Below are 23,842 nucleotides of genomic sequence, written 5' to 3' on the forward strand. Positions count from 1 at the left end.
AGTGGTATGTCACGGGATTGCCTGTGAACAATCTGTGAGAACGCCAGAATCCGATCCGGGTTGCCCGGACCTCCGCAACCCGCTGATCGTTGGCCGGAACACGTTCCCCGGATCGTGGATCAGGCCATCTCACCGAATGCTCATTCCCGCGATCCTCCGGATGTGGTATGCGCCGGGGCCCACCCCGCTCCCTCGACGGTCGGCACGGTGTCAGACGGCGTCCCGTGTGTCTTCCGGGGTGGGGTCAGTACGTACATCCCGGTCGCGTACGTCGACGGCGGTGAGCGCCGGTGCCAGTGGGCCCGGTGCCAGGAAGGCCAGCGGCGGCATCATCCACGCACACAGTACGGCCGCCGCCTGGGTGGCGAGCTTCTGCTTGTACGCGTCGTAACTTGTACGCGTCGTAACCGGCGAACGAGGTCTGTACGCCGATCCCGGGGTGCTTCTTCCCGAACAGCGCGACCGCCTCGTCGGTACGGGCCGCCCGGTCGGGATTGCCCCACCAGGTGTAGTGCAGGGTGACCCCGCCGCCATCCGTTTCCCCGGACCGCCGCACGCGGTGAGCAGGGCACCGAGCGCGAGGGCCACCAGGAGCGCGCGGAACTTCTCTGTCCTGTGTCCGGGCATGCTGAATTCACCCTCCTCTCCATCAATCGACAGACCGACCTACCGACAGGTCGGCAGATCGGCATGGTGATGAAGCGAGGGAGACGAGCGGACGAGGCTACGGAAGCGTGGTGCCGGGCAGTGTGTACTCGTCGCGACGGCCGCACATGCCGTACCCGCCGGTCCGGCTCGGGCCGCTGTCGTACGCGGCGGCGTCGGCCAGATAGTCCGGGGCGCCGGACTCCAGCGCGTCCAGCTGCGCCCCGGTCCGCGCGGCGGCGGCCAGCGCACCGCCGCGCCACAGCTCCCGCCAGCCGGGCACCTTGGCGCGGACGAGCAGGGCGGCGGCCCGCTGGAACTCCAGGAAGGGGCCGCCGTCGCCCGCCAACGCCGCCTCCCGCAGCGCCAGATACCCCTCGACCGCGAGATCCCGCCGCCGCAGCGCCGCCTCCTCGGCCGCGGGCCCCGAGAGGGCGGGGAGCGCCGCGGCGGCCGCGTACCGCTCGGGATCGGCGAGATACGCGGGCGGGAAGGCGAAGACCGCGTCCCCGGCCTCCGGCAGCCCGCTGTTCTGCATCAGTACGGTGATCCGCAGCCCGTCGCCCTGCACCATCCGGTGCACGGTGCCGGGGGTGAACCAGGCCACTGTCCCCGGCTCCAGCGGCGTTTCCCGGTAGCCGCCGGGGCCGAGCGTCTGGACCGCGCCCCGGCCGCCCGTGACGACGTACGCCTCGGTGCACACCAGATGCAGATGAGGGCTCCCGCCGCACACCCCGTCCGCCGCCGCCCAGTCGTACGCGCTCACGTGCGAGAGTCCGACGGCCCCCGGCAGCGGATGCGGAAGGCTCACCATGCCAGCCCCTTCAGCCGGGTGGCGACCCGGTCGCGGTTCCACGCGCCGTCCGCGACAACCATTCGGTAGCGGTACGCGAAGGACGCGCCGGGCTCCAGCGCGAATTCCTCGAAGAACGCCCAGGAGAACGCCACGGTCGGGACCGGATTCGACCGTACGAACCAGTGCGAGCGGTCCACCGCGCTGGCCGGGTCCGTCGCGGGCGCGTGCGCGAAGACCAGCGTGGAGTGCGCGTCGACGTCGTCGTGCTCGGCGGTGAAGGCCAGCCACGGGCCACGGGTGCCCATCAGCTCGGTGTCCCCGGTGGGCTCGCCGGGGCCGAAGACCGTACCGCCGGTGAAGTCGCGCGGACCGCGCCACTGGAGCCCTGTATAGCCCGCCATCTCGCGGCCCGCGGTGGTCGGCGAGCCGAACCGCAGCGGCTCGTCACGGAGGTTGGTCAGCCGGATCGACCAGTCCAGGACCCAGGAACCGGACCCCTCGTCGACCGAGTGGACGGTGATCCCGCGCTCCTCGCGCGCCCACCGCTCACCGCCGTTCTCGAGCCAGGTCAGCTCCTCGGCGAGGGTGAACCGGTCCTCCTCCGCCGTCAGCTCAGGGAAGCCGTCGTGCCGCATGGAACCGACCCGCTCCGGCAGCGCCAGATACCCCTGCCCGTGGACATAGGAGTTGCCGCCCCAGAAGTTCTGCCCCGACAGATGGCTCGCGGTCATCTGGACGCCCTTGTGCCACCGGTGGTCGTTCGGCCGGTAGCCGGTGACCTGCCGGCCCGCGAGGGTGCGCAGCGGATGGATGTACGGCTTGCGTGCCTCGAAGGGGTCCGGATCGGGCCGGTACACGTACCGCAGCAGCTCGACGCCGCCCGAGCGGACGGTGATGTGCTCACCGTGGGTGTGGGTGACCTGAATCGTCATCGCTGGGGGCTCCAGTCCGGGTGGCCGCCGTGCATGGCGGTGTAGTAGGGGTCACCGGGGGCGATCTCGCCCGCCTGGACCGGCTGTCCGGTGAAGGCCGCCTTGTAGAGCGCGGCGGCGAATTCGAGGGTGCGCCGGGCGTCCGGACCGCTGCCCGGCGGGCGGACACCCGCGCCCATCGCGTCCAGCACGGCGCCCAGTTGCGCGGTGTGCGAGCTGGGCACGTCCGTCGCCGGGGAGCGCCAGGCGGTGACGCGCGCGGCGTCCACGTGCGGGGCCGGGGTGTAGGTCCAGCTGTCGTTGGTGTGCCCGTACAGGTGGGTCAGCTCGACCGTCGCGTCGGCGCAGTCGATCCGGATCCGGCTCACCTCGTCCGGGGACAGGGCGCTGTTGACGACCGTGGCCAGCGTGCCGTTCGCGAACCGCACCAGGGCCGTCGACACGTCCTCGCTCTCGATGTCGTGGACCAGCCGGGACGCCATGGCGCGGATCTCGGTCCAGTCGCCGAGCAGATGCAGCATCAGGTCGTACTGGTGGATGCCGTGCCCCATGGTGGGCCCGCCGCCCTCGGTCGCCCATCGCCCGCGCCACGGCACCGCGTAGTAGGCGCTGTCCCGGTGCCAGGTGGTCTGGCAGTGCGCGACCAGCGGAGCGCCCAGCTCACCGCCGTTGATCAGCGCGCGGGCGTGCTCGGCCCCGGAGCCGTAGCGGTGCTGGAAGATCACCGAGGCATAGGCCCCCGAGGCGTGCTCGGCCGTGGCGATCTCGTCGTACTCGGCGAGCGTGAGACACAGCGGCTTCTCGCACAGCACCCAGGCCCCGGCCTTCAGCGCGGCGACGGTCTGGCTCCGGTGCAGGGACGGCGGGGTGCCGATCAGGACCACATCGGGGCGTACGGCGCCGAGCATCGCGTCGAGGTCCTCGTACCCCTGGACGTCCGCGCCCTCGGCCGCGGCGGCGGTACGGAACTCCTGGAGCCGGCCGGGATCCACCTCGACGGCCGCGACCAACTCGATGCGGTCGGCATGGGCGCGCAGGGCCGGGAGATGGCTCCCGGCGACGATCGCGCCGGTTCCCACGACGGCGGCGCGGAGACGGTCGGGCTGAACGGACATGGGGTGCTCCTCGGAGGTGCGAAGGTGAAGCGATCTTCATTGACGCCCGTGGGCCCGAGTGTCAATCTCAGGGCGTGCAGGTGACGATTCGAGAGGTCGCGAAGGCGGCGGGGGTGTCCCCGTCCACAGTTTCCCGGGCGCTGGCGCCCGGCGGAACAGTGAGTCCGGTAACACGGGAACGGGTGCGGGCCGCCGCCGACCGGCTCGGCTACCAGCCCAACGCGTCGGCGCGCGGTCTGATCACCGGGCGTACGGGTCATCTGGGCCTGATCGTCCCGGATCTGCTGAACCCGTTCTTCGCGGACATCTGCAAGGGGGTGCAGGCCCGCGCCCGGGGGCTGGGCCACGCCGTGTTCGTGAGCGACGCCGAACGCGACGAGGGGCTGGAACTCGACGCGATCCGCACCCTCGCCCCGCAGGTCGACGGCATCCTGCTCTGCTCGCCCCATCTGAGCGGCGAGGAACTCGCCTCCCTCGGCGACCTCACCGACAAGCCGGTCGTCCTGCTGCACCGCAGGGAGCCCGGCTTCGCCAGCGTCACGGCCGACCTGATGGAGGGCATGGCCGACGCGCTGACCCATCTGCACGCGCTGGGCCACCGCAGGGTCGCCTATGTCGGCGGCCCGCGCTCCACCTGGGCGGCGCGGGAACGGTCGGCCGGCATCGAGGCGGTGGCCGAAACCGGGCTGCTCGACATCGTCCGGGTGGGGAGCGTGGCGCCCCACTTCGACGGTGGGATCACCGGCGCGGCCGATGTGGTGCTCGCCAGCGGTGCCAGCGCGGTGGTGGCCTTCAACGACATCGTCGCCTTCGGCCTGATCAGCCGGTTCACCGCGCGCGGGGTCCGGGTGCCGGACGAGATGAGCGTGGTCGGCTGCGACGACATAGCCCTGTCCGGGATGGCCGCCCCGCCGCTCACCACCGTTTCGGTCCCCAAGGCGCACGGGGCCAGGGCCGCCGTCGATCTGCTGTTCCGCATGCTGGGCACGCCCGCCGTCGAGGGCGCGCGGCCCCTGCAACGGGTCCTGCCGACCCATCTGGTCGTACGGGGGTCGACGGCCGCGGTCGGTCGCGGCTGACCTCTGCACCATCCTCTCCCTTCGGGCTCGGCGGACGTGACTCGGCTGGGCTCGGCGTGCTCCGTCCCGTCCCGTCTCCGGGAACGGGCTCGTGGAACGGGTGACTGCAAACGTTGCCAGTCTGTTTCCAACAGGCCGGGAAGTTACGCCCGTGGCGACAGCGCAGTCAATGAGATCTCCGGAATCCACCGCGAGTGCACCGGCATTCCACTCCTCTTGTCGTTCCCCGTCCGGCTTGCAATCGGTGCCGCACCGCCCACCATCCCGACCACGGCACGCCGCTGTTCCGTACCCCGTGGGAGGCCGCGCATCCGGCGCCGCCCACTTCGTCCGTGACCGTCCCGTCGGCCATCCGACGTACGGAAACGCTCGGTTGGGGCGGCCCTGCCATGCGTGTCCCACGCGCCCCGGCGGAGCCGCCTCTTCACGTCCGTGCTGTGCGAACCATTGACGCCCCTGTCACCGCTCCTTATCTTTCCGTTCGAGGTTCTGACCAACGTCCGAAATATCGAACGAGGAGCCATACGTACTCATGCCCCGCACACGCTGGAGACTGGCTCTGACCGCCGCGGCACTGCTGGTGGGCGCCGGCACGATCCAGGCGCCCGCCAACGCGGCACCGGACACCGCCGACGGCCGGGACGCCGCCGAGAACACCATCGACTACGCGATCGACGTCGACCCGGGGAGTCAGGGTCCGAAGATCGACAACACCATGTACGGCGTCTTCTACGAGGACATCAACCGCGCCGCGGACGGCGGTCTGTACGCCGAGCTCGTCCAGAACCGGTCGTTCGAGTACAGCACCGCCGACAACGCCTCCTACACACCGATGACCGCGTGGACCCGCACCGGCGGCGGCCAGGTGGCCACCGTCGACGACGCGGGCCGTCTGAACGCCCGCAACCGCACCTATCTGCGCGTGCGCCCCGACGGTACGGACGCCGGGACCGGGGTGGTCAACTCCGGTTACACCGCCGGGATCCCGGTCGCCGAGGGCAAGCGGTACGACGTCTCGGTCTGGGCCCGCACCGACCGGACGGTGGGGACCCCCCTCACCCTCGCGCTCCGGTCCGCCGACGGCACCCCGCTGGCCGCCCCGCTCCGTGTCACCGCGCGCGGCGACACCTGGGCCAAGTACACCGGCAGCGTCACCGCCACCGGGACCAGCACCACCGGGCGGCTCGCCGTCACGGCGGGCGGCGACGGCACGGTCGGGCTCGACATGATCTCCCTCTTCCCCCGGGACACCTACAAGGGGCGCCCCAACGGGCTGCGCAAGGACCTGGCCGAGAAGGTCGCCGCCCTGCGCCCCGGCTTCCTGCGCTTCCCCGGCGGCTGTCTGGTCAACACCGGCAGCCACCAGGGCTACGACGAGGCGTCCGGCTGGCAGCGCAAGCGCTCGTACCAGTGGAAGGACACCATCGGCCCGGTCGAGGAACGTGCCACCAACGCCAACTTCTGGGGCTACAACCAGAGTTACGGGCTCGGCTACTACGAGTACTTCCAGTATGCCGAGGACATCGGCGCGATGGCCCTGCCCGTCGTCCCCGCGCTCGTCACCGGATGCGGACAGAACAAGGCGACGGACGACCCCGCCCTGCTCCGCCGCCATATCCAGGACACACTGGATCTGATCGAGTTCGCCAACGGCCCCACCAGTTCGGTCTGGGGCAAGAAGCGGGCGGAGATGGGCCACCCCGAGCCCTTCGGCCTCACCCATCTCGAAGTGGGCAACGAGGAGAACCTCCCCGACGCGTTCTTCGAGCGCTTCGTCGAGTTCAGGAAGGCCATCGAGGCACGCTACCCGGACGTCATGGTCATCTCCAACTCGGGCCCCGACTCCTCCGGTGCGACCTTCGACCGGGCCTGGCAGCTCAACCGCGACGCCAAGGTCGCCATGGTCGACGAGCACTACTACCGCAGCCCGCAGTGGTTCCTGGAGAACAACGCGCGCTACGACTCCTACGACCGCTCGGGCCCCAAGGTGTTCCTCGGTGAGTACGCCTCCCTGGACAACCGCTTCCGCAACGCCCTGGCCGAGGCTGCGTTCATGACCGGTCTCGAACGCAACGCGGATGTGGTCAAGCTCGCCTCGTACGCCCCGCTGCTCGCCGACACCGCCAGCACGCAGTGGCGGCCCGACATGATCTGGTTCGACTCCACCCGGTCATGGGGCTCGACGAGCTACGAGGCGCAGAAGCTGTTCATGAACAACGTCGGCGACCGGGTCGTTCCCAGCACGGCGACGGCCACCCCCGCGCTCTCCGGCCCGATCGGCGGCGCGATCGGCCTGTCGACCTGGGCGACGAGCGCCGCGTACGACGAGGTGAAGGTCACCGGCGCGGACGGGACGCCCCTGTTCTCCGACGACTTCGCCAACGGCGACAGCCGCTGGACCAGGGCGGCGGGCACCGGTGACTGGACGGTCCAGGGCGGCCGGTACGTACAGTCCGACGCCACCGCCGAGAACACACTCGTCACGGCGGGCGACCCGGCCTGGCGCGACTACGACCTGACCACCAGGGCCACCAAACTCTCCGGGAAGGAAGGGTTCCTGGTCGCCTTCGGTGTGAAGGACACCGGAAACTACTACTGGTGGAACCTCGGCGGCTGGAACAACACCCAGTCAGGACTGGAGAAGTCGGTCGCCGGCGGCAAGCAGACCCTGATCTCCGACGGTACGAAGATCGAGACCGGCCGGACGTACGACGTACGCGTCGAGGTCCGCGGCCGTCAGGTCACCCTGCTGCTCGACGGCAAGAAGTGGGGCAGCTTCACCGACGACAAGGTCGCCGAGCCGTTCCGCCAGGTCGTCACCCGTGACGGCCGCGACCTGATCGTCAAGGTCGTCAACGCGCAGGACTCCGCCGCCCGCACCGCGATCGACCTCGGCGGGACGAAGGTCGAGCCGACCGCCCGGCTGACCACGCTCAGCGGCGACCCGGACGCCGTGAACACGGCGGCCGACCAGCCGATCGTGCCGAAGAGCTCGGTCCTGGAAGGGGTGGACAGCGTCTTCACCCACACCTTCCCGCCGAACTCGATCACGTTCCTGCGGGTCAGGACCAGGTGAGGCGACCGGGCCGGACGCAACGCGTCCGGCCCGGATCCCCCTCCTGACACAGCGACACACACCGACACGCCGTCACATGAACACGCCGAATATGCCGATCGCGCCGATCGCGCCGCCACTCCGATCACTCTTCGAACCGGCAGGAGCCGCACGCATGGCCACCGAACCACTGAGCACGGGCCCCACCACCAGACGTACCGTCCTGGCGGGCGCCGCCGCCGTCGGGCTGACGGCCGCGATGGCGGGAGGGGCCCAGGCCGCCTCCGCCGCGTCCGGTGCCACCGGGGGCGGACGGCACCCTGTACGGGAGTTGTTCGGCCGGCTCCCCGACGGCACCGAGGTCCACCGCTGGACACTGGAGAACGGCGGCACCCGGCTGCGTGTGCTCAGCTACGGCGGCATCGTCCAGTCCCTGGAGATACCGGACCGCCGGGGCCGGTACGCCAATGTCTCCCTGGGCTTCGACAACCTCGACGACTACCTGAAGGCCACCACCTTCTTCGGCGCGCTGATCGGCCGGTACGGGAACCGCATCGCGGGGGGCCGCTTCACCCTGGACGGCCGCACCTACCAACTCCCGCTGAACGATGGGCAGAACACTCTGCACGGCGGCACCCTGGGCTACGACAAGAGGGTCTGGGACGTGGAGCCCTTCAGCGGTTCCTCCGGGGTGGGCCTCGTCCTGTCGTACCTCAGCCCGGACGCTGAGATGGGCTATCCCGGCACCCTCACGGTCAAGGTGACCTACACCCTCACCCCGCGCGGCAGCTGGCGCATCGACTACCACGCCACCACCGACCGGGCCACCGTCGTCAACCTCACCAACCACACCTACTACAACCTCGCGGGCGAGGGAAGCGGCGATGTGTACGGCCACGAGCTGACCCTCGACGCCTCCCGCTACACCCCCGTCGACCCCACCCTGATCCCGACCGGGGAGCTGGCGAGGGTCGCGGCGACCCCCTTCGACTTCCGGTCGGGCAAGACCGTGGGCCGCGACATTCGCGCGGGCCACCCCCAACTCCTGCGCGGCCAGGGTTTCGACCACAACTGGGTGCTCGACAAGGGCTCCACCTCCTCGCCCCGGCACGCCATCACCCTGCGCGACCCCGTTTCCGGCCGCACCCTGAAGATCGCCACGACCGAACCGGGCGTGCAGTTCTACTCGGGCAACTTCCTGACCGGCACGCTGGTCGGCACCTCGGGCCGGATCTACCGGCAGGGCGACGGGCTGTGCCTGGAGACCCAGCACTTCCCGGACTCCCCGAACCAGCCGTCGTTCCCCTCGACCGTCCTGCGGCCCGGCCGCACCTACCGGTCCACGACGGAGCACTTCTTCCCGGCCTGACCGCCCCCGATGGCCGATCGACCGGCCGATCGCCTGACCTGCTGATTCACCCGACCGCCCGTACGGCGCGCGCGGCCCACGCGCACCCGTACGGGTCAGGACAGCGGCGGTGGCAGCGGCTGCCGCTCGGTGACCGCCGCGAGGTCCGCCTCGATATCGGCTGCCGCCCGCGTCAGCTCGGGCAGCACCTCCTCACGCAGCGCCTCGCCGCTGCGCTGCGCCGCGTGCGCGGCCACGCTCACCGCGGCGACGACCCGGCCCGTACGGTCGCGCACCGGCACCGCGACCGACCGCAGCCCCTCCTCCAACTCCTGCTCCACCAGGGCGTATCCGTCCCGCCGCACCGCCTCGACCGTGGCCGTGGGCGCCGCCGCCGAGGTGAGGGTGCGCGAGGTGTACGGCCGTGGCCCGTCCTGGGAGAGCCGGGCGGCCGGCTCCCCGGCGAGCAGCACCCGGCCCAGCGCGGTGGCGTGGGCGGGCAGCCGGGTCCCGGCGCCGAGGTCGACCCCCATGATCCGGCTGGCGGCGACCCGGGCGGCGTACCGGATCTCGTCGCCGTCGAGCACCGCGACCGTGGCGGAGTCATGGACGCGCCGGACGAGTCCGATCAGATGCGGCATCACGATCTGGTCGAAGGTGAGCCGGGACTGCGCCGCGTACCCCAGTTCGAGGACGCGCGGCAGCGGGGTGAAGCGCTGCCCGTCCGGTGACACGGCCACATAGCCCTGCTGCCGCAGGGAGAGCAGGGCGCGCCGGGCGGTCGCCCTGGCCAGCCCCGTGGCCTCGGCGGTGGCGGAGAGGGTCAGCCCGCCGGGCGCGCGCAGCGAGGCCAGCACGGCGAGACCGCGGGCGAGCGACTGGAGGAAGTCGGGGCCCAGTTCGTCCTTGGTGGCCCGCAGATACGCCGCCGTGGACGGCGCGGCGGACGGTACGACGGGCGCCGCCGGGCCGGTCACCGGCGCGGCGATGGCCTCCTCCATGTCCGCCGCGCACACCCGCAGCCCCGGCAGCGCCCGCGCGGCGAGACTGGCGGTGGTGTGTCTGCTGGTGTGGCTGATCACGCTCACCGAACAGACCGCGCTGCCGTCCCGGCCGCGCACCGGCACCGACACGGCCAGCAGCCCCGGCTCGATGAGCTGGTCGTCGAGGGCCCAGCCGGCGGAGCGTGCCCGGCCGACCCGGCTCTCGAAGTCCGCCTCCTGCCCGGGGGCGCGGGCCGGCCGCCGCGCCGGGAGGGCGGGGAAGCCCGTACCGTCGCTGTCGCTCCGCAGCCGCGCGCGCCACAGCTCCCAGCCCGCCTCGCCCCAGTCGGCGGCGAACAGCGCGCCGGGCGCGCAGCGTTCGGCGGGCAGCAGATCGCCGGTACGGAAGGAGATCGCCAGGGCGCGGCGGCGCGGGATCTGGGTGACGAAGCGGGCCCCGTCCCGGTCGGGTACACAGACCGACACCGACTCGTCGAGCCGGTCGGCCAGCCGCAGGGCGAGGGCGTCCACCGCGTCGGGCAGCCCGTTGGAGGCCAGGTAGGCATTGCCCAGTTCGAGCAGCCGGGGGGCGAGCAGTACGTCGTGGCTCTCGGCGCGCAGATAGCCGAGGCGTACCAGGGTGGTGACGATCCGGTCGACGGTGGCGCGGGCCAGCCCCGTCGTACGGGCGAGGTCGCCGGGGCGCAGTCGGCACTCCGGGGCCTCCGCGAGCCGGCGCACGACGGTCAGTCCCCGTTCCAGGGTGCCGGAGGACTCCCCGGACAGTACGGCGTCCTGGGCGGATGTCGCGGTGCGCGGCATGGGGCCTCCTGAGTTCTGTCGTGCCAGGTGAACGGTACCGGCAGGGGCCGACAGGGCCGCTGGTCGGCGGCCTGCCCGTTGACCGCCCGTTGACAGGGGCCGAGGTCCGGGATCACACTCTCCCAGAGAATGTGAAGGATAGTTCATTAAGCGAACAGCGCGGATGGCGCTTTCCCGGCGCGTCCGCGGTACATCCATGGCAAGGAGCATCGGCATGCGGATCCCCTCCTCCACCCGCGTGGGCATCGTCGGCGGTGGTCCGGCCGGTCTGCTGCTGGCCCGGCTGCTGCGCGGGGCCGGGATCGACTGCGTCGTCCTGGAGAGCCGTGACCGGACGTACGTGGAACAGCGCCAGCGCGCCGGGATCCTGGAGCAGGCCACCGTCGACGTGCTGCGCTCCTGCGGCGCGGCCGGCCGGCTGGACCGGGAGGGGATGGCGCACGACGGGATCGAGCTGCGCTGGGACCGCCGTACGCACCGGATCGACTTTCCCGGGCTGACCGGTGGCCGCCGCGTCCGGGTGTACGCGCAGACCGAGGTGGTCAAGGACCTGATCGCGCTCAACCTGGCCGACGGCATTCCGGTCGCCTTCGGCGCGCAGGTCCTCGCCGTCGAGGGGGCGGACACCGAACGGCCCGTCGTCCGCTATGGACTCGACGGCGGCGAACAGACCCTCACCTGCGACTACGTGGTGGGCTGCGACGGCTTCCACGGGGTCACCGGCCGGTCGGTCCCGGAGTCGGTGCGCACGACGTACGAACGGGTCTACCCGTACTCCTGGCTGGGCGTGCTGGCCGAGGCGCCGCCCTCCTGCGACGAGCTGATCTACGCGCACTCACCGCGTGGCTTCGCCCTGCACTCCATGCGTTCCGCGACCGTCTCCCGCCTCTACCTCCAGGTACCGAACGGCACCGACCCGGCCGACTGGAGCGACGAGCGGATCTGGGACGAGCTGGACGCCAGGTTCGCCGTCGAGGGCGACTGGAAGCTCCGGCGCGGCCCGATCACCCAGAAGGCGGTCCTCCCCATGCGCAGCTCGGTCACCGAACCGATGCGCTACGGCGCGGTCTTCCTCGCGGGCGACGCCGCCCATATCGTCCCGCCCACCGGCGCCAAGGGGCTCAATCTGGCGGTCGCCGATGTCACCGTACTGGCCGCCGCCCTCACCGAGCGGTACGCGCACGGCTCGGCCCGGCTGCTGGACGCGTACTCGGACAGCTGTCTGCGCAGGGTGTGGCGCGCCGAGCACTTCTCGTACTTCATGACCAGCACCCTGCACACCGATCCGGACCAGTCGGACTTCGAGACCCGGCTGCAGATCTCCCAGCTGGACCGGATCGCGACCTCCCCGCACGCCTCCGCCGAACTCGCGGAGAACTACGTGGGCCCGCCCATCGGCTGACCCGTGCCCCGTCCGGGGACGAACCGGGGCCTGTCTGGCACATAGCGCCGTCCGCTCCTTGGCGCGGGGCTCGCGGCGTCCGGTGCGTGCGATCGCCAGGCGGTGGGGGTACCCCCGGACGGAGTCCGGGGGAGGCAGCCGGGGGAGTGTGTGCCGGACGCCGCGAGCCGGACGCTATTTGTCGGACAGACCCTGGAAGGGGAAGCGCGCGTGCTGGGTCGCGAGAGCGACCCAGCGGGTCTCGGAAAAGGCATCCAGCCCCCACTGGCCGCCGAACCGGCCGTAGCCGCTGGCGCGGCAGCCGGCGAAGGGCGCCTGCGGTTCGTCGGCCACGGACTGGCCGTTGATGTGGACGATGCCCGGACGGATCCCCCGGGCCACCCGCAGCCCCCGGGTCCCGTTCTCGGTGATGATCCCGGCCGACAGCCCGTGCCCGGCGTCGTTGGCCGGCGCGACGGCGCGTCGTCGGCGAACGGGGTGATGACGACAGCGGGCCGAACGCCTCCTGGTGGTGGAGGTCCGCGTCCCGGGGGATGCCGGTCAGCACGCAGACGGTAGATACCGGCAACAGGGCAGAGCGGCAGCCGCGTTGACGGGCACAGCAGCCGTTCGCCAAGTGAACTCACGTCCAGGATGGCGTGAGTTTCCAGCCTGTCCTGGATCATGTCAATGGCCGTGCGGACGCTTCTCCCCCGCCCTGGTCAGGGCTGTTCGGGGGCGCCGGGAGCCGCCTCCTCGGCCAGTACCCGCTGCGCCACCGCGAACGCCGAATTCGCCGCCGGGACACCGCAGTAGACCGCGTTCTGGAGCAGCACCGCGCCGATCTCCTCGGGCGTCAGACCATTGCGGCGGGCCGCCCGTACATGCATCGCCAGCTCGTCGTAGTGGCCGTGGGCGATCAGCGCCGTGAGCGTGACCATGCTGCGCTCACGGCGGGTGAGGGTCGGATCGGTCCAGATCTCGCCCCACGCGTAACGGGAGATGAAGTCCTGGAACGGGGCGGTGAAGGGGGTCGTCCTGGACTGCGCCCTGTCCACATGCGTATCGCCGAGCACCTCACGGCGCACCCGCATCCCGGCGGCCGGGTCCCCGCGGAAGTGGGCGCGCAGCGCGCCGGTCACGGCCTCGGGGCGCTCGGCGGGCGCCAGGTGCGAGGCGCCCGCCAGCTCGACGAGCGTGGCGCCGGGCACCGCGTCGGCGATCTCCCGGGCGTGCGCGGGCGGGGTCGCCGGATCCTCGCGGCCCGCGACGACCAGGGTGGGCACGGCCACGTCCGGCAGCAGCGCGCGGATGTCGTACGCCGCCAGCGCGTCGCAGCACGCCGCGTACCCGGCCGGATCGGTGTTCCGGAGCCCCTCGACCAGCTCCGGCACGGTGAACCCGGGGGTGAACCACCGTCCCGGCGCGTTCTCGGCCAGCGAGGCCAGCCCCTCCCGCCGTACCAGAGCGGCCCGCTCCTCCCACGGCCCGGGGCCGCCGAAGTGCGCCGAGGAACAGACCACGGCCAGGCTCCGGAGCCGCTCCGGGTGGTGCGCGGCCAGATGCAGCCCGACCGCGCCGCCGAGCGAGACCCCGGCGTACGCGAACCGCTCCAGACCCAGCGTGTCGGCGAGCGTCAGGACCAGCTCCGCCAGATCGGCGACCGTCGCGCCGGGGGCGATCAGATCGGCGGGCGACCCGCCGTGACCGGGCAGATCCCAGCGCACGACCCGGTGGGTGACCGACAGTTCGGGCGCGACCCGGTCCCACAGGGCGGTGGAGGTGCCCAGGGAGGGGCCGAGGATGAGCGGGGGCGCGCTCTCGGGGCCCTCGACGCGGTGGTACGGCGGCTTCACGTTCATGGGTCGGCTTCCTGTCCGGTCCTGCCCCACGGGCTTCTCGGGGCTCAACGTCGCTCCAGGGCGCGGTCGGTGAGGGCCGCGGCGGAGCCGGTGTAGTGGGCGGGGTCGGTGAGTTCCGCGAGATCCAGCTCCGCCGCGCCGGCGGCCTCGGGATCCCCGGGAGCGGGCTCCGCCGCGAGCAGCTCCGCCAGCAGGTGCCCCAGCGGTCTGTTCTCGGTACGGGTCCGCCGCGCCGCCTCGGTCAGCAGCGCCTGCGCACGGGCGCGGCCCAGCAGCGGCGAGAGCACGGCGGCCAGCCGTTCGGAGACGATCAGCCCCTGGGTGAGGCCCAGATGCGCGTACATCACCTCCGGATGGACCCGCAGCCCCTCGAAGAGTTCCGCCGCGTCGTGCGCCGCGCCGCCCGCCAGCCGGAGCAGATCGCGCAGCGGCTCCCACTCGGCGTGCCAGGCCCCGGCGGGGCGTTCGTCCTCGGCGGCCATCGACCCGTGGAGCGTGGCCGCGAGGCCGGGCGCGCGGCGGGCCGCCGCGGCGATCAGCGTGGCGCGTACGGGATTGGCCTTGTGCGGCATCGCGGAGGAGCCGCCGCCCGCGCCCTCGGACAGCTCGCCGATCTCGGTACGGGACAGGACGAGGACGTCCACGGCCGGTTTGCCCAGCGCGCCCGCGGTGAAGGCGAGCGCCGCCGCGAGATCGGCGAGCGGGGTGCGCAGGGTGTGCCAGGGCAGCGCCGGTTCCGCCAGGCCGAGTTCCCGGGCGAAGGCCGCGGTCAGCAGCAGCCCGGTGTCCTCCCCGGCCGGGGGCCCGTCCGGGGAGCTCCCGAAGGCCGCCAGGGTGCCCGCGGCGCCGCCCAGCTGGGCCGGGAGGGTGGCGCGCACCGCCCGCAGCCGGTCGCGGGCGTCCAGCACCAGGCTCCGCCAGCCCGCCGCCTTCAGCCCGAAGGTGGTCGGGACGGCGTGCTGGGTCAGCGTCCGGCCGGGCATCGGCGTGTCGCGGTGGTCGGCGGCCAGCCGCGCCAGCGCCCGCTCGGCCCGGTCCAGGTCGGCCAGGACGGACGCGAGCGTCCGCGCGGCGACCAGCATGGCCGCCGTGTCCAGGATGTCCTGGCTGGTCGCGCCCCGGTGGACATAGGGCGCGGCCTCCGGTGGCACGGCCGCGGTGAGGTCGGCCACCAGCGGGATCACCGGATTGCCCCCGGCCCGCGCCCGCAGCGCGAGGTCACGGGCGTCGAACCGGCCCGTCCCCGCCGCCTCGGTGACGGCCCGCGCCGCCCGGGCGGGCGCCAGCCCCAGGCCCGCCTGGGCCCGGGTCAGCGCGGCTTCCGCGTCCAGCATCGCCCGCAGGAAGGCGCTGTCGCCGGTCGCGGCTTCGGCCGGGGTGCCCGCCCGCCCGGGAGCGAGCAGCCCGCTGTCGAGGACGTCACCGTCGTCGGGCAACTGTCCGGGGTCGCTCACAGGAACTCCAGAAAGACCGTTTCTCCTTCGCCCTGAAGGCGGATGTCGAAACGGTACGTGTGCGGTGTGCCCGGCTCGGCACGGGCGATCAGGGTGGCACGGCGGTCCGCGTCCAGCGACTCCAGCAGCGCGTCGCCCGAATCCGTCAGATAGGCGCGCGTGTACAGGTGGTGGAGCAGCCCCCGGGCGAAGACCGCGACCGACAGGTACGGCACCCCGCCGGGCGGCAGGGTACGGATCGCCCAGTGTCCGTCCGCGTCGGTGGGTATCCGCCCGAAGCCGGTGAAGTCGACGCCGTTGCGGCCGATGACCCGGCCGGTCACCGGGTCGTGCCGCAGTGAGCCGGGCCGTCCCGTACGGGATCCGTCGGGGGCGGGCTGCCAGGTCTCGACGATCGCGTCGGGGACCGGGTTCCCGGCGCCGTCGTACACATGACCGTGCACGGTGAGGGTGTCGGGGTGGCCCGTCGGGGCGACCTCGCCGCCGCCGGGGAAGGGCAGCGCGTACCCGTAGAACGGGCCGACGGTCTGGGAGGGGGTGGGGGCGAAGGACATCAGAGGTCGTGGCCTTCCTCGAAGAGAGTGGCGGACGGGCCGTCGAGAACGATGTCCCAGCGGTAGCCGAGGGACCACTCGGGGACGGACAGGTCGTGGTCGTACGCGGCGACCAGGCGCTGCCGCGCGGACTCGTCGGTCACCGACTGGAGGACCGGGTCGTACGGGAAGATCGGGTCGCCCGGGAAGTACATCTGGGTGACCAGCCGCTGGGTGAACGCCGTACCGAACAGCGAGAAGTGGATATGGGCCGGACGCCAGGCGTTGACATGGTTGCGCCACGGGTAGGCGCCGGGCTTGACGGTCGTGAAGGAGTAGCCGCCCTCGTCGTCCGTCAGACACCGCCCGAACCCGGTGAAGTTCGGATCCAGCGGAGCCGGGTGCTGATCGAGCTGGTGGGCGTAGCGCCCGGAGGCGTTGGCCTGCCACAGCTCGACGAGCTGCCCGCGCACCGGCCGTCCGGCGCGGTCCAGGACGTGTCCCGAGACCGTGATCCGCTCCCCGAGCGGCTCGCCCAGGTGCTGGCGGGTCAGATCGCGGTCCAGCGCGGTGATGTCGGTGACCCCGAACGCGGGCCCCGACAGCTCCACCGCCTCGGGGTCCCGCAGGGGTATCAGGGGCTGTTTGGGGTGGCGGAGATGGCTGCTGCGGTACGGCGGGTAGTCGCGCGGCGGATGGTTCCCGCCGGCCGACGCGGCCCGCGCCTTGGCGACTTCGGCGTCGATGTCGCGCTGGCTCAGCCCGTCGGGCAGGGGAGTGCTGGTCACAGGGGATGTCATGGGACGCTCCGGGAGTACGCGGGATACGTGAGTACGCGGATACGGGTCAGCGTTCGAGGACGAGGGCGAGCCCCTGGCCGACGCCGATGCAGAGGGTGGCCACTCCGGTGCCCGAGCCCTGCCGGGCGAGCTGGTGGGCGACGGCCCCGGCGAGCCGGGCGCCCGAGGCGCCGAGCGGATGGCCGAGGGCGATGGCGCCACCGCGCGGATTGAGGACCGCCGGGTCCAGCTCGGGCCATTCGGCGGCACAGCCGAGGACCTGGGCGGCGAACGCCTCGTTGAGTTCGAGGGTGGTGAGATCGGCGAAGGTACGGCCCGCCCTGGCCAGCGCGCGGCGGACGGCCTCGACCGGGGCGAGCCCGAAGTAGTGCGGTTCGGTCGCGGAGACACCGGTGGCGGAGATCCGGGCGAGCGGCTCGCGGCCGGTCGCCCGCAGCCCCTCCTCGTCGACGAGCAGCAGCGCCGCCGCGCCGTCGTTGAGCGGCGAGGCGTTGCCCGCGGTGACGGTGCCGCCGGTCTCCCGGAAGGACGGCTTCAGCCGGGCCAGGGCCTCGGCGGAGGTGTCGGCGCGTACCGACTCGTCCCGGTCGAACAGTACGGGATCGCCCTTGCGCCGCGGTACGGGAACGGGCACCACCTCCGCGTCGAACAGGCCGTCCTGCCAGGCCCGCGACGCCTTCCGGTGGCTGGCGAGCGCGTAGGCGTCCTGTTGCTCGCGGGTGATGCCGTGCTTCTCCGCGATGAGTTCGGCGCTCTCCCCGAGCGGGACGGTCCACTGCGGGTTCATTCTCGGGTTGACCATGCGCCAGCCGAGCGTGGTGGAGTACAACTCGGTGTGCCCGGCGGGGAAGGGCCGGTCGTTCTTCGGCAGGACGTAGGGGGCGCGGGTCATCGACTCGACGCCGCCCGCCACCGCGACGGACAGGTCCCCGACCGCGATGGCGCGCGCGGCCTGGACGACCGCTTCGAGGCCGGAGGCGCACAGCCGGTTGACAGTGACCCCGGGGACGGTGACGGGCAGCCCGGCGAGCAGCCCCGCCATCCTGCCGACGTTGCGGTTCTCCTCGCCCGCGCCGTTGGCGTTGCCGAAGTACACGTCGCCGATCAGCGCGGGATCCAACGCGGGCGTACGGGCGAGGAGCTCCCGGATCGCGTGGGCGCCCAGATCGTCGGGGCGTACCCCCGCCAGCGCGCCGGTGTACTTGCCGATGGGGGTGCGGACGGCGTCGACGACATAGACCTCGCGCAGCTGCGGCATCAGCGGACTCCCTCGGGGTGGTGGACCTTCGCGGCGGTCCTGTTCTCGATGTCGGCGGCGGACACGCCCGGGGCGCACTCCACCAGGACCAGTCCGCCGTCGGTGACGTCGAGGACGCCGAGGTCGGTGATGATCCGGTTCACACACGCCCGGCCGGTCAGCGGCAGGGTGCACTCGTCGAGGATCTTGGGAGCGCCGTCCTTGGCGGTGTGGGTCATGACGGCGATGACGGTACGGGCGCCGTGCACCAGGTCCATCGCCCCGCCGATCCCAGTGATCATTTTGCCCGGAACCGCCCAGTTGGCCAGGTCGCCACGGGCGGAGACCTGCATGGCGCCGAGCACGGCGGTGTCGATGTGGCCGCCGCGGATCATCCCGAAGGAGAGCGCGGAGTCGAAGTAGGAGGCGCCGGGCAGGACCGTGACGGTCTCCTTGCCCGCGTTGATCAGATCCGGGTCGACCCGGTCCTCGGTGGGGTAGGGACCGACCCCGAGGATGCCGTTCTCCGACTCCAGCACCACCTCGACCCCGGCGGGGAGGTAGTTGGGGATCAGCGTCGGCAGTCCGATGCCGAGGTTGACATAGCTGCCGTCGGTGAGTTCGCGGGCCGCGCGGGCGGCCATTTCCTCCCTGGTCCAGGCCATCAGACGGACACCTTCCCCTGCGTAGTGCCGTCGGCCGTTCCGGGGGCGGAGACCGTGCGCCGCTCGATCCGCTTGTCGGCCGCCTGCTCGGGGGTGAGGGCGAGGACACGCTGGACGAAGATGCCGGGCAGATGCACCTCGTCCGGATCGATCGCGCCCGGCTCCACCAGCTCCTCGACCTCGGCGATGGTGACCCGGCCCGCCATGGCGGCGAGCGGGTTGAAGTTCCGGCTGGACTTGTTGAAGACCAGATTCCCGTGCCGGTCGCCCTTGGCCGCCCGTACCAGTGCGAAGTCGGTACGGATACCGCGCTCCAGTACGTACGGGGTGCCGTCGAACGCGCGGACCTCCTTGGGCGGGGAGGCGAGCGCGACCCCGCCCCGCCCGTCGTAGCGCCAGGGCAGTCCGCCGTCCGCGACCTGGGTGCCGACCCCGGCCGGGGTGTAGAAGGCCGGTATCCCGCAGCCGCCGGCCCGCAGCCGCTCGGCCAGCGTGCCCTGGGGGATCAGCTCGACCTCGATCTCACCGGCCAGATACTGCCGGGCGAACTCCTTGTTCGCCCCGATGTACGAGCCGGTCACCCGGGAGATGCGGCCCGCCGCCAGCAGGACCGCCAGCCCGGAGTCCAGCGCGCCGCAGTTGTTGGACACCACGGCGAGACCGGAGACCCCCGCCGCGTGCAGCGCTCTGATCAGTTCGTTCGGCACGCCGCTCAGTCCGAAGCCGCCCACGGCGAACGACGCTCCGTCCCGGGCGTCGGCCACCGCCTCGGCAGCCGATCCGACAACTTTGTCCATGTGTGGAGTCCCCATCTCTTCCGGGCGCCCCGCACCCATCAGTGAAGTTCCGTGCCTTCAATTAATCAGGGCACTGACTATTTCGGCGAGGTTTCGCCCACGCTGCCACTCGGCCGCCCGCTCGTCAAGGTGCTTGGAAAACAAGGGAGGATAAGATCCCTCCCCTCGACACTGAGGAGGGGGATACACGAGTATCGCTCCGTACACATACTAAAAAATCCGGTATCCCCGGAAGCGAGGAGCACCTATGCCGGCGGTGGACCTGACCACGCACCCGGGGCATCTGGCCCGGCGGCTCCAGCAGGCGCACCACCTCCTGTGGAACGCCATGGTCTCGGAGGAGATCACCTCGCCGCAGTTCGCCGTGCTCAACGCGCTCGTGGCCGAACCGGGCCTCGATCAGCGCACCGTCGGTGAGCGGGTCGGCCTGGACCGCTCCACCATCGCCGAGGTCATCAGCCGGCTCGACCGCCGCGGTCTGCTCGGCAAGACCCGCGATCCGCAGGACGGGCGGCGCTTCCTGCTGCGCCTGACCGAGGACGGCGCCCGCACCCATCGCAGGCTCACGGTCCGCACGGCCCGGATGAACCAGGTGTTCCTGGGGCCGCTCTCCGACGAGGAGCAGACGGTCCTCTTCGACCTGCTCCGACGGGTCTCGGACGCGGCGGAGGGGCTGCGCGACCCGGCGGCGGGGACCGTGCGGGTGCCCTGACGCCGCCGCCCCGCGCTGCGCGCCACCGCCCAGGTTCGTAAGGTTGTCTTACGAAGGGGTAACGCGGGGAACGCGCGACACACCGAAGGGGTCTACCCCTCCATGAAGATTTCCTTCCTTATCCACAATGCGTACGGGATCGGGGGGACGATCACCACCACCTTCAACCTGGCCCGCTCGCTCGCCGAGCGCCACGAGGTGGAGATCGTCTCCACCTTCCGGCACCGGGAGAGACCGGCCCTCACCCCGGACCCCCGGGTACGGCTGCGGCCCCTGGTGGACCTGCGGCACGAGAAGGACGACCCGGCGCAGCTGCTCCCGTCCCGGGTCTTCCCCGCCGCGGAGCGCCGCTATCCGCAGTACAGCGAGCTGACCGACCGGCGCATCGGCGACTTCCTGCGCACGACGGACGCCGACGTGGTGGTGGGCACCCGGCCGGGCCTCAACGTCCATCTGGCGCTCCAGGCCCCGCGCCGGATCGTACGCGTCGGGCAGGAACACCTGACCCTGGACCACCACTCCCCGCGCCTGCGCACCGTACTGCGCCGTGTCTACCCCGAGCTGGACGTGCTGACCACCGTCACGGAGGCCGACGCGGCCGCCTACCGGCGCAAGACACGGCTCCCGGGGGTCCGGGTGGAGGCGCTGCCCAACAGCGTCCCCGACCCCGTCCTGCCACCCGCCGACGGCACCGGACGCCTCGTGGTCGCCGCCGGACGGCTGGTCCACGTCAAGCGGTACGACCTGCTCATCCGGGCCTTCGCGACGGTCGCCGCCGCCCACCCCGACTGGCGGCTGCGGGTGTACGGCACGGGCGAGGAGCGCGACCGGCTGCGCGCGCTCATCGAGGAACTCGGCCTCTACGACCATGTCTTCCTGATGGGGGCGGCGATCCCCATGGAGGCCGAATGGGTCAAGGGCTCGATCGGCGCGGTCACCTCCGACTTCGAACCCTTCGGCATGACCATCGTCGAGGCGATGCGCTGCGGGCTCCCCGTCGTCAGCACCGACTGCCCGCACGGCCCCGCCGAGATCATCAAGGACGGGGAGGACGGCAGGCTGGTCCCCGTCGGCGACCGGGACGCCCTGGCCGCCACCCTGCTGGAGCTGGTACGGGACGACGAGACGCGCCGCCGCATGGGCCGCGCGGCCCTGGCGAACTCCCGGCGCTTCGCCCCCGGCCCCGTGGTGGAACAGGCCGAGCGGCTCTTCGCGGACGCCCTGGCGGCCAAGACCGCCGGGCCGGACGCCCGGGGACCCGAGCCCGTGGACCACCCTCTGGTGAGCCGGGGCCACGCCGCCAGGGACATCGCCCTGACGGCGGCCGGCGCCCTGCTGAGAACCGTACGGAAGGTACGCCGATGAACCCCGAACCGACCGAGCCCCCCCGGGCCGACTGCGCCGTCGACCCGGCGGGCCGGCTCTCCGTACGGCTGGACCTTCCCTCCGCCACCCGGCCCCAGCTCTTTCTGCGGCAGCGCCCCGGGAAAGGCGCCTCCGAGGAGGGCGGACACCTCCTCGACCTGGAACCGGACGGGGACGGCGCCCCGGGCACCTGGCGGACCGTACTGGACGTGGAACCGGTGCTCGCCGAGGGCCGGTGGGACACCTACGTCATGGACGCGCCCGGCGCACCGCGCCGCCGGCTGCTTCCCGGCCGTCGCGACCTGCGCGCGCTGACCGCGGCCCCCGACCCCGCAGCCGACCGGCCCGCACCGCTCGCCGTCCGTATCCCGTACGCCACCAAGGACGGCTATCTCGCGGTCCGGACCTGGCTGCGCGCCACTCACGCCGAGGTCGACACGGTCCGGCTCGACGGCCGCGCGCTGACGGTCCGGGGACGGCTCTTCGGCGCCTCGCCCGGGAAGGGGGCGACGGTGCTGCTGGTACGCCGGGGCAAGGGCGGCCCCGTACGGGAGAGCGCGCTGACCCCGGAGGGACGGCGCGGCTTCTCCTTCACCGCGGACTACGCCGGCCTGCTCGCCGGGCACGGCACCGCACGCGAGATCTGGGACATCTTCATCCGCCCGACGGCCGACGCGCCCCGGATCAGGGTCGGCCGGCTCCTCGACGACCTGGCCGACCGCAAGGAGGTCTTCGTCTACCCGGCCGTCACACGCGACGGTGTCAGTGTCCGCCCGTACTACACCGTCGACAACGACCTCGCCGTGGACGTGGGCGGAGGCTGACCGCCCGGCCGGGACTCAGGCCCGGCCCAGCAGATGCCGCCCCACCGGGGAGCCCTCGCGGCCCGCGAAGAACGCGCCGAGCCGGACGGCGAACTCCGCCACCGTGACCCGGCCGTCCCCGTCGGCGTCCAGCTGCCGGAAACCCGCCAGCAGCTCCGGCGGGGAGGCTCCACCGCCGAGGAGACGGGCGTACTCGGCCTGCTCGACGAAACCGTCGCCGTCCCGGTCGACCGCCGCGGCCACGGTGTCCATCGCGGCCCGCAACGCCTCGCCCGCGTGGGCCGCGCGCGCGTACTCCGCCCGGTCGATCAGGCCGTCGCCGTTGGTGTCGGCGGTCGCCCGCAGCTCCTGCCACCAGGTGTGGAAGGCGTCGTAGAGAGCGGTCTCCGCCACCTCGTCCAGCTCCAGCCGGCCGGCCACCACCCGTGCCACCGCCGCGAGATCGGCCCAGCTGACGAACCCGTCGCCGGTCTGGTCCAGGATCCGGTCGAACAGCTCGGGACTGTCCGGTACGGGACGGGAGGCCCTGCGCCGCAGACTGCGCGCGAGCTGCCGCTCGGTGTCGATCGCGGCGGCGGCCACCGGCATGTAGCGCAGCCGCAGCGGCGCGAGCCGGTCCAGCAGTGTGGCGCCCCGGCAGACCGCCGAGGCGAGCGCCGCCCCGGCCGCGCCCGGTCGCAGCCCCAGCCGGTCCTGAAGCTCCGGCGTGAGCAGCGCCGCCGTGATCTCCAGATACGCGCGGGCCCCGGCGGTGCGCAGCGCCCGCCAGACGGGGGCGGGCAGGAAGTCCAGCCGCTGCGGCGGCGGGAAGTCGGCGGACAGGGAGGCGATCAGGGCGCGCACGCCCTCGGTCGCGTCGAGCCGCTCCCGGGTGACCCGGTCGAAGTACTCCCAGAAGTCGGCGACGGTCGCGGGCAGCACGTCGTCGTCCAGCCCGATCACCCGGCCGCAGGCCCGCCACTCCTCGTACAGCAGCTCCTCGTGGCGGGCACCGAGCGGATCGCCGCCCGCCCGGCACATCGTCACCACCGCCTCGAACAGGGTGAGATGGACCCAGGCCATCGCCTCCGGATCGAGCGCGTCGAAGGGGCAGCCCGTACGGTCCACGCCCTTGATGTGGCGGTGCAGCCGGGTGAGCCTGGCGGCCTCCTTCTCCCGGCCCCGGACATCGAGATAGACGATCCGCTGGAGGCTGAGCAGGGTCTGCTGGGCCCGCCGCCACGGATGGGGGCGGTAGGTGGAGAACTCGACGACACCCGCGCTCACCACCGGATGGGCCGTCTCCAGCAGCAGGGCCCGGCCCAGGACGGTCAGCAGCCGCCACCGTCCGACATACCGCCAGGCGATCGAGCCGGGCCCCGGCAGCGGACCGGCCGGGACGAGGGGAGTGTCGCTCATGAATGCAGTCCGTTTCTGGTACGGGTAAGGCTTACCGGT

General features: G+C 72.5%; 20 protein-coding genes and 1 pseudogene. 7 read left to right on the top strand and 14 right to left on the bottom strand.

The genetic code is table 11. The features are described 5' to 3' along the window. Nucleotides 1-210: 210 nt before the first annotated feature. From ACIP8W_RS14135 to ACIP8W_RS14150, 4 genes are all read right to left on the bottom strand, one after another. Nucleotides 211-333 carry a hypothetical protein gene (locus ACIP8W_RS14135; RefSeq protein WP_401955564.1) on the bottom strand — a complete coding sequence of 41 codons (123 nt, stop codon included), beginning with the start codon at nucleotides 331-333 and terminating at the stop codon, nucleotides 211-213. Nucleotides 334-724: 391 nt separating this feature from the next. Continuing rightward, nucleotides 725-1,459 (bottom strand): cupin domain-containing protein, encoded by a 735-nt coding sequence (locus ACIP8W_RS14140; protein WP_401955565.1) that lies wholly within the window; start codon nucleotides 1,457-1,459, stop codon nucleotides 725-727. After that, the gene (locus tag ACIP8W_RS14145) at nucleotides 1,453-2,373 is read right to left on the bottom strand and encodes a PmoA family protein (RefSeq protein WP_401955566.1); all 921 of its coding nucleotides are present in this window, start codon (nucleotides 2,371-2,373) and stop codon (nucleotides 1,453-1,455) included. Before ACIP8W_RS14145 ends, ACIP8W_RS14140 begins: the two co-directional genes overlap by 7 nt. After that, nucleotides 2,370-3,488, bottom strand: a complete 1,119-nt coding sequence (locus tag ACIP8W_RS14150) for a Gfo/Idh/MocA family protein (RefSeq protein ID WP_402203109.1) — start codon at nucleotides 3,486-3,488, stop codon at nucleotides 2,370-2,372. Before ACIP8W_RS14150 ends, ACIP8W_RS14145 begins: the two co-directional genes overlap by 4 nt. A gap of 80 nt (nucleotides 3,489-3,568) precedes the next feature. On the opposite strand from ACIP8W_RS14150, the gene ACIP8W_RS14155 reads away from it, so the two are divergent. The 3 genes from ACIP8W_RS14155 (at nucleotide 3,569) to ACIP8W_RS14165 (ending at nucleotide 8,991) form a co-directional block, all read left to right on the top strand. After that, complete coding sequence (locus ACIP8W_RS14155) at nucleotides 3,569-4,567, top strand: LacI family DNA-binding transcriptional regulator (protein WP_402203111.1); 999 nt, start codon at nucleotides 3,569-3,571, stop codon at nucleotides 4,565-4,567. Nucleotides 4,568-5,099: 532 nt separating this feature from the next. Beyond that, nucleotides 5,100-7,643, top strand: coding sequence for an alpha-L-arabinofuranosidase C-terminal domain-containing protein (locus ACIP8W_RS14160; RefSeq protein ID WP_401955569.1), 2,544 nt, complete (start codon nucleotides 5,100-5,102; stop codon nucleotides 7,641-7,643). Nucleotides 7,644-7,797: 154 nt separating this feature from the next. Further along, nucleotides 7,798-8,991 (top strand): aldose epimerase family protein, encoded by a 1,194-nt coding sequence (locus ACIP8W_RS14165; RefSeq protein ID WP_401955570.1) that lies wholly within the window; start codon nucleotides 7,798-7,800, stop codon nucleotides 8,989-8,991. A gap of 95 nt (nucleotides 8,992-9,086) precedes the next feature. Here ACIP8W_RS14165 and ACIP8W_RS14170 read toward each other — a convergent pair whose 3' ends face one another. Then, nucleotides 9,087-10,775, bottom strand: coding sequence for an IclR family transcriptional regulator C-terminal domain-containing protein (locus ACIP8W_RS14170; RefSeq protein ID WP_401955571.1), 1,689 nt, complete (start codon nucleotides 10,773-10,775; stop codon nucleotides 9,087-9,089). A gap of 214 nt (nucleotides 10,776-10,989) precedes the next feature. Here ACIP8W_RS14170 and ACIP8W_RS14175 point away from each other — a divergent pair, with 214 nt between their 5' ends. Continuing rightward, nucleotides 10,990-12,177, top strand: coding sequence for a 4-hydroxybenzoate 3-monooxygenase (locus tag ACIP8W_RS14175; protein ID WP_402152554.1), 1,188 nt, complete (start codon nucleotides 10,990-10,992; stop codon nucleotides 12,175-12,177). Between the two features lie 174 nt (nucleotides 12,178-12,351). Here ACIP8W_RS14175 and ACIP8W_RS14180 read toward each other — a convergent pair. From ACIP8W_RS14180 to ACIP8W_RS14215, 8 genes and pseudogenes are all read right to left on the bottom strand, one after another. Further along, nucleotides 12,352-12,739, bottom strand: a pseudogene (locus ACIP8W_RS14180) (aldehyde dehydrogenase family protein); the annotation flags it as partial. Between the two features lie 139 nt (nucleotides 12,740-12,878). Next, complete coding sequence (gene pcaD / locus ACIP8W_RS14185) at nucleotides 12,879-14,018, bottom strand: 3-oxoadipate enol-lactonase (protein WP_401955573.1); 1,140 nt, start codon at nucleotides 14,016-14,018, stop codon at nucleotides 12,879-12,881. Nucleotides 14,019-14,062: 44 nt separating this feature from the next. Further along, nucleotides 14,063-15,472, bottom strand: coding sequence for a 3-carboxy-cis,cis-muconate cycloisomerase (gene pcaB / locus ACIP8W_RS14190; protein ID WP_402203114.1), 1,410 nt, complete (start codon nucleotides 15,470-15,472; stop codon nucleotides 14,063-14,065). Beyond that, on the bottom strand, nucleotides 15,469-16,026 hold the full coding sequence (gene pcaG / locus ACIP8W_RS14195; protein WP_402203116.1) for a protocatechuate 3,4-dioxygenase subunit alpha: 558 nt from the start codon (nucleotides 16,024-16,026) through the stop codon (nucleotides 15,469-15,471). Before pcaG ends, pcaB begins: the two co-directional genes overlap by 4 nt. Beyond that, nucleotides 16,026-16,805, bottom strand: a complete 780-nt coding sequence (gene pcaH, locus ACIP8W_RS14200; protein ID WP_401955576.1) for a protocatechuate 3,4-dioxygenase subunit beta — start codon at nucleotides 16,803-16,805, stop codon at nucleotides 16,026-16,028. Before pcaH ends, pcaG begins: the two co-directional genes overlap by 1 nt. Before the next feature lie 46 nt (nucleotides 16,806-16,851). Beyond that, complete coding sequence (locus ACIP8W_RS14205) at nucleotides 16,852-18,054, bottom strand: thiolase family protein (RefSeq protein WP_401955656.1); 1,203 nt, start codon at nucleotides 18,052-18,054, stop codon at nucleotides 16,852-16,854. A gap of 8 nt (nucleotides 18,055-18,062) precedes the next feature. Beyond that, nucleotides 18,063-18,707: a CoA transferase subunit B gene (locus ACIP8W_RS14210; RefSeq protein ID WP_401955577.1), complete on the bottom strand. Its 645-nt coding sequence runs from the start codon at nucleotides 18,705-18,707 to the stop codon at nucleotides 18,063-18,065. Then, nucleotides 18,707-19,504, bottom strand: a complete 798-nt coding sequence (locus ACIP8W_RS14215; protein WP_402203119.1) for a CoA transferase subunit A — start codon at nucleotides 19,502-19,504, stop codon at nucleotides 18,707-18,709. The genes ACIP8W_RS14210 and ACIP8W_RS14215 overlap by 1 nt, the downstream gene beginning before the upstream one ends. A 247-nt stretch (nucleotides 19,505-19,751) precedes the next feature. Here ACIP8W_RS14215 and ACIP8W_RS14220 point away from each other — a divergent pair, with 247 nt between their 5' ends. The 3 genes from ACIP8W_RS14220 (at nucleotide 19,752) to ACIP8W_RS14230 (ending at nucleotide 22,405) form a co-directional block, all read left to right on the top strand. Beyond that, on the top strand, nucleotides 19,752-20,216 hold the full coding sequence (locus tag ACIP8W_RS14220) for a MarR family winged helix-turn-helix transcriptional regulator (RefSeq protein ID WP_401955579.1): 465 nt from the start codon (nucleotides 19,752-19,754) through the stop codon (nucleotides 20,214-20,216). Between the two features lie 102 nt (nucleotides 20,217-20,318). Next, a complete protein-coding gene (locus tag ACIP8W_RS14225) occupies nucleotides 20,319-21,581 on the top strand; it encodes a glycosyltransferase family 4 protein (RefSeq protein ID WP_402203121.1) in 1,263 nt (420 codons plus the stop codon). Beyond that, nucleotides 21,578-22,405, top strand: coding sequence for a hypothetical protein (locus tag ACIP8W_RS14230; RefSeq protein WP_402203123.1), 828 nt, complete (start codon nucleotides 21,578-21,580; stop codon nucleotides 22,403-22,405). Before ACIP8W_RS14225 ends, ACIP8W_RS14230 begins: the two co-directional genes overlap by 4 nt. A gap of 15 nt (nucleotides 22,406-22,420) precedes the next feature. Here ACIP8W_RS14230 and ACIP8W_RS14235 read toward each other — a convergent pair whose 3' ends face one another. Continuing rightward, complete coding sequence (locus ACIP8W_RS14235; protein WP_401955582.1) at nucleotides 22,421-23,803, bottom strand: oxygenase MpaB family protein; 1,383 nt, start codon at nucleotides 23,801-23,803, stop codon at nucleotides 22,421-22,423. Nucleotides 23,804-23,842 lie beyond the last annotated feature (39 nt).

The sequence above is a fragment of the Streptomyces sp. NPDC088554 genome, assembly GCF_044752945.1.
In the GTDB taxonomy this organism is placed as follows: domain Bacteria; phylum Actinomycetota; class Actinomycetes; order Streptomycetales; family Streptomycetaceae; genus Streptomyces.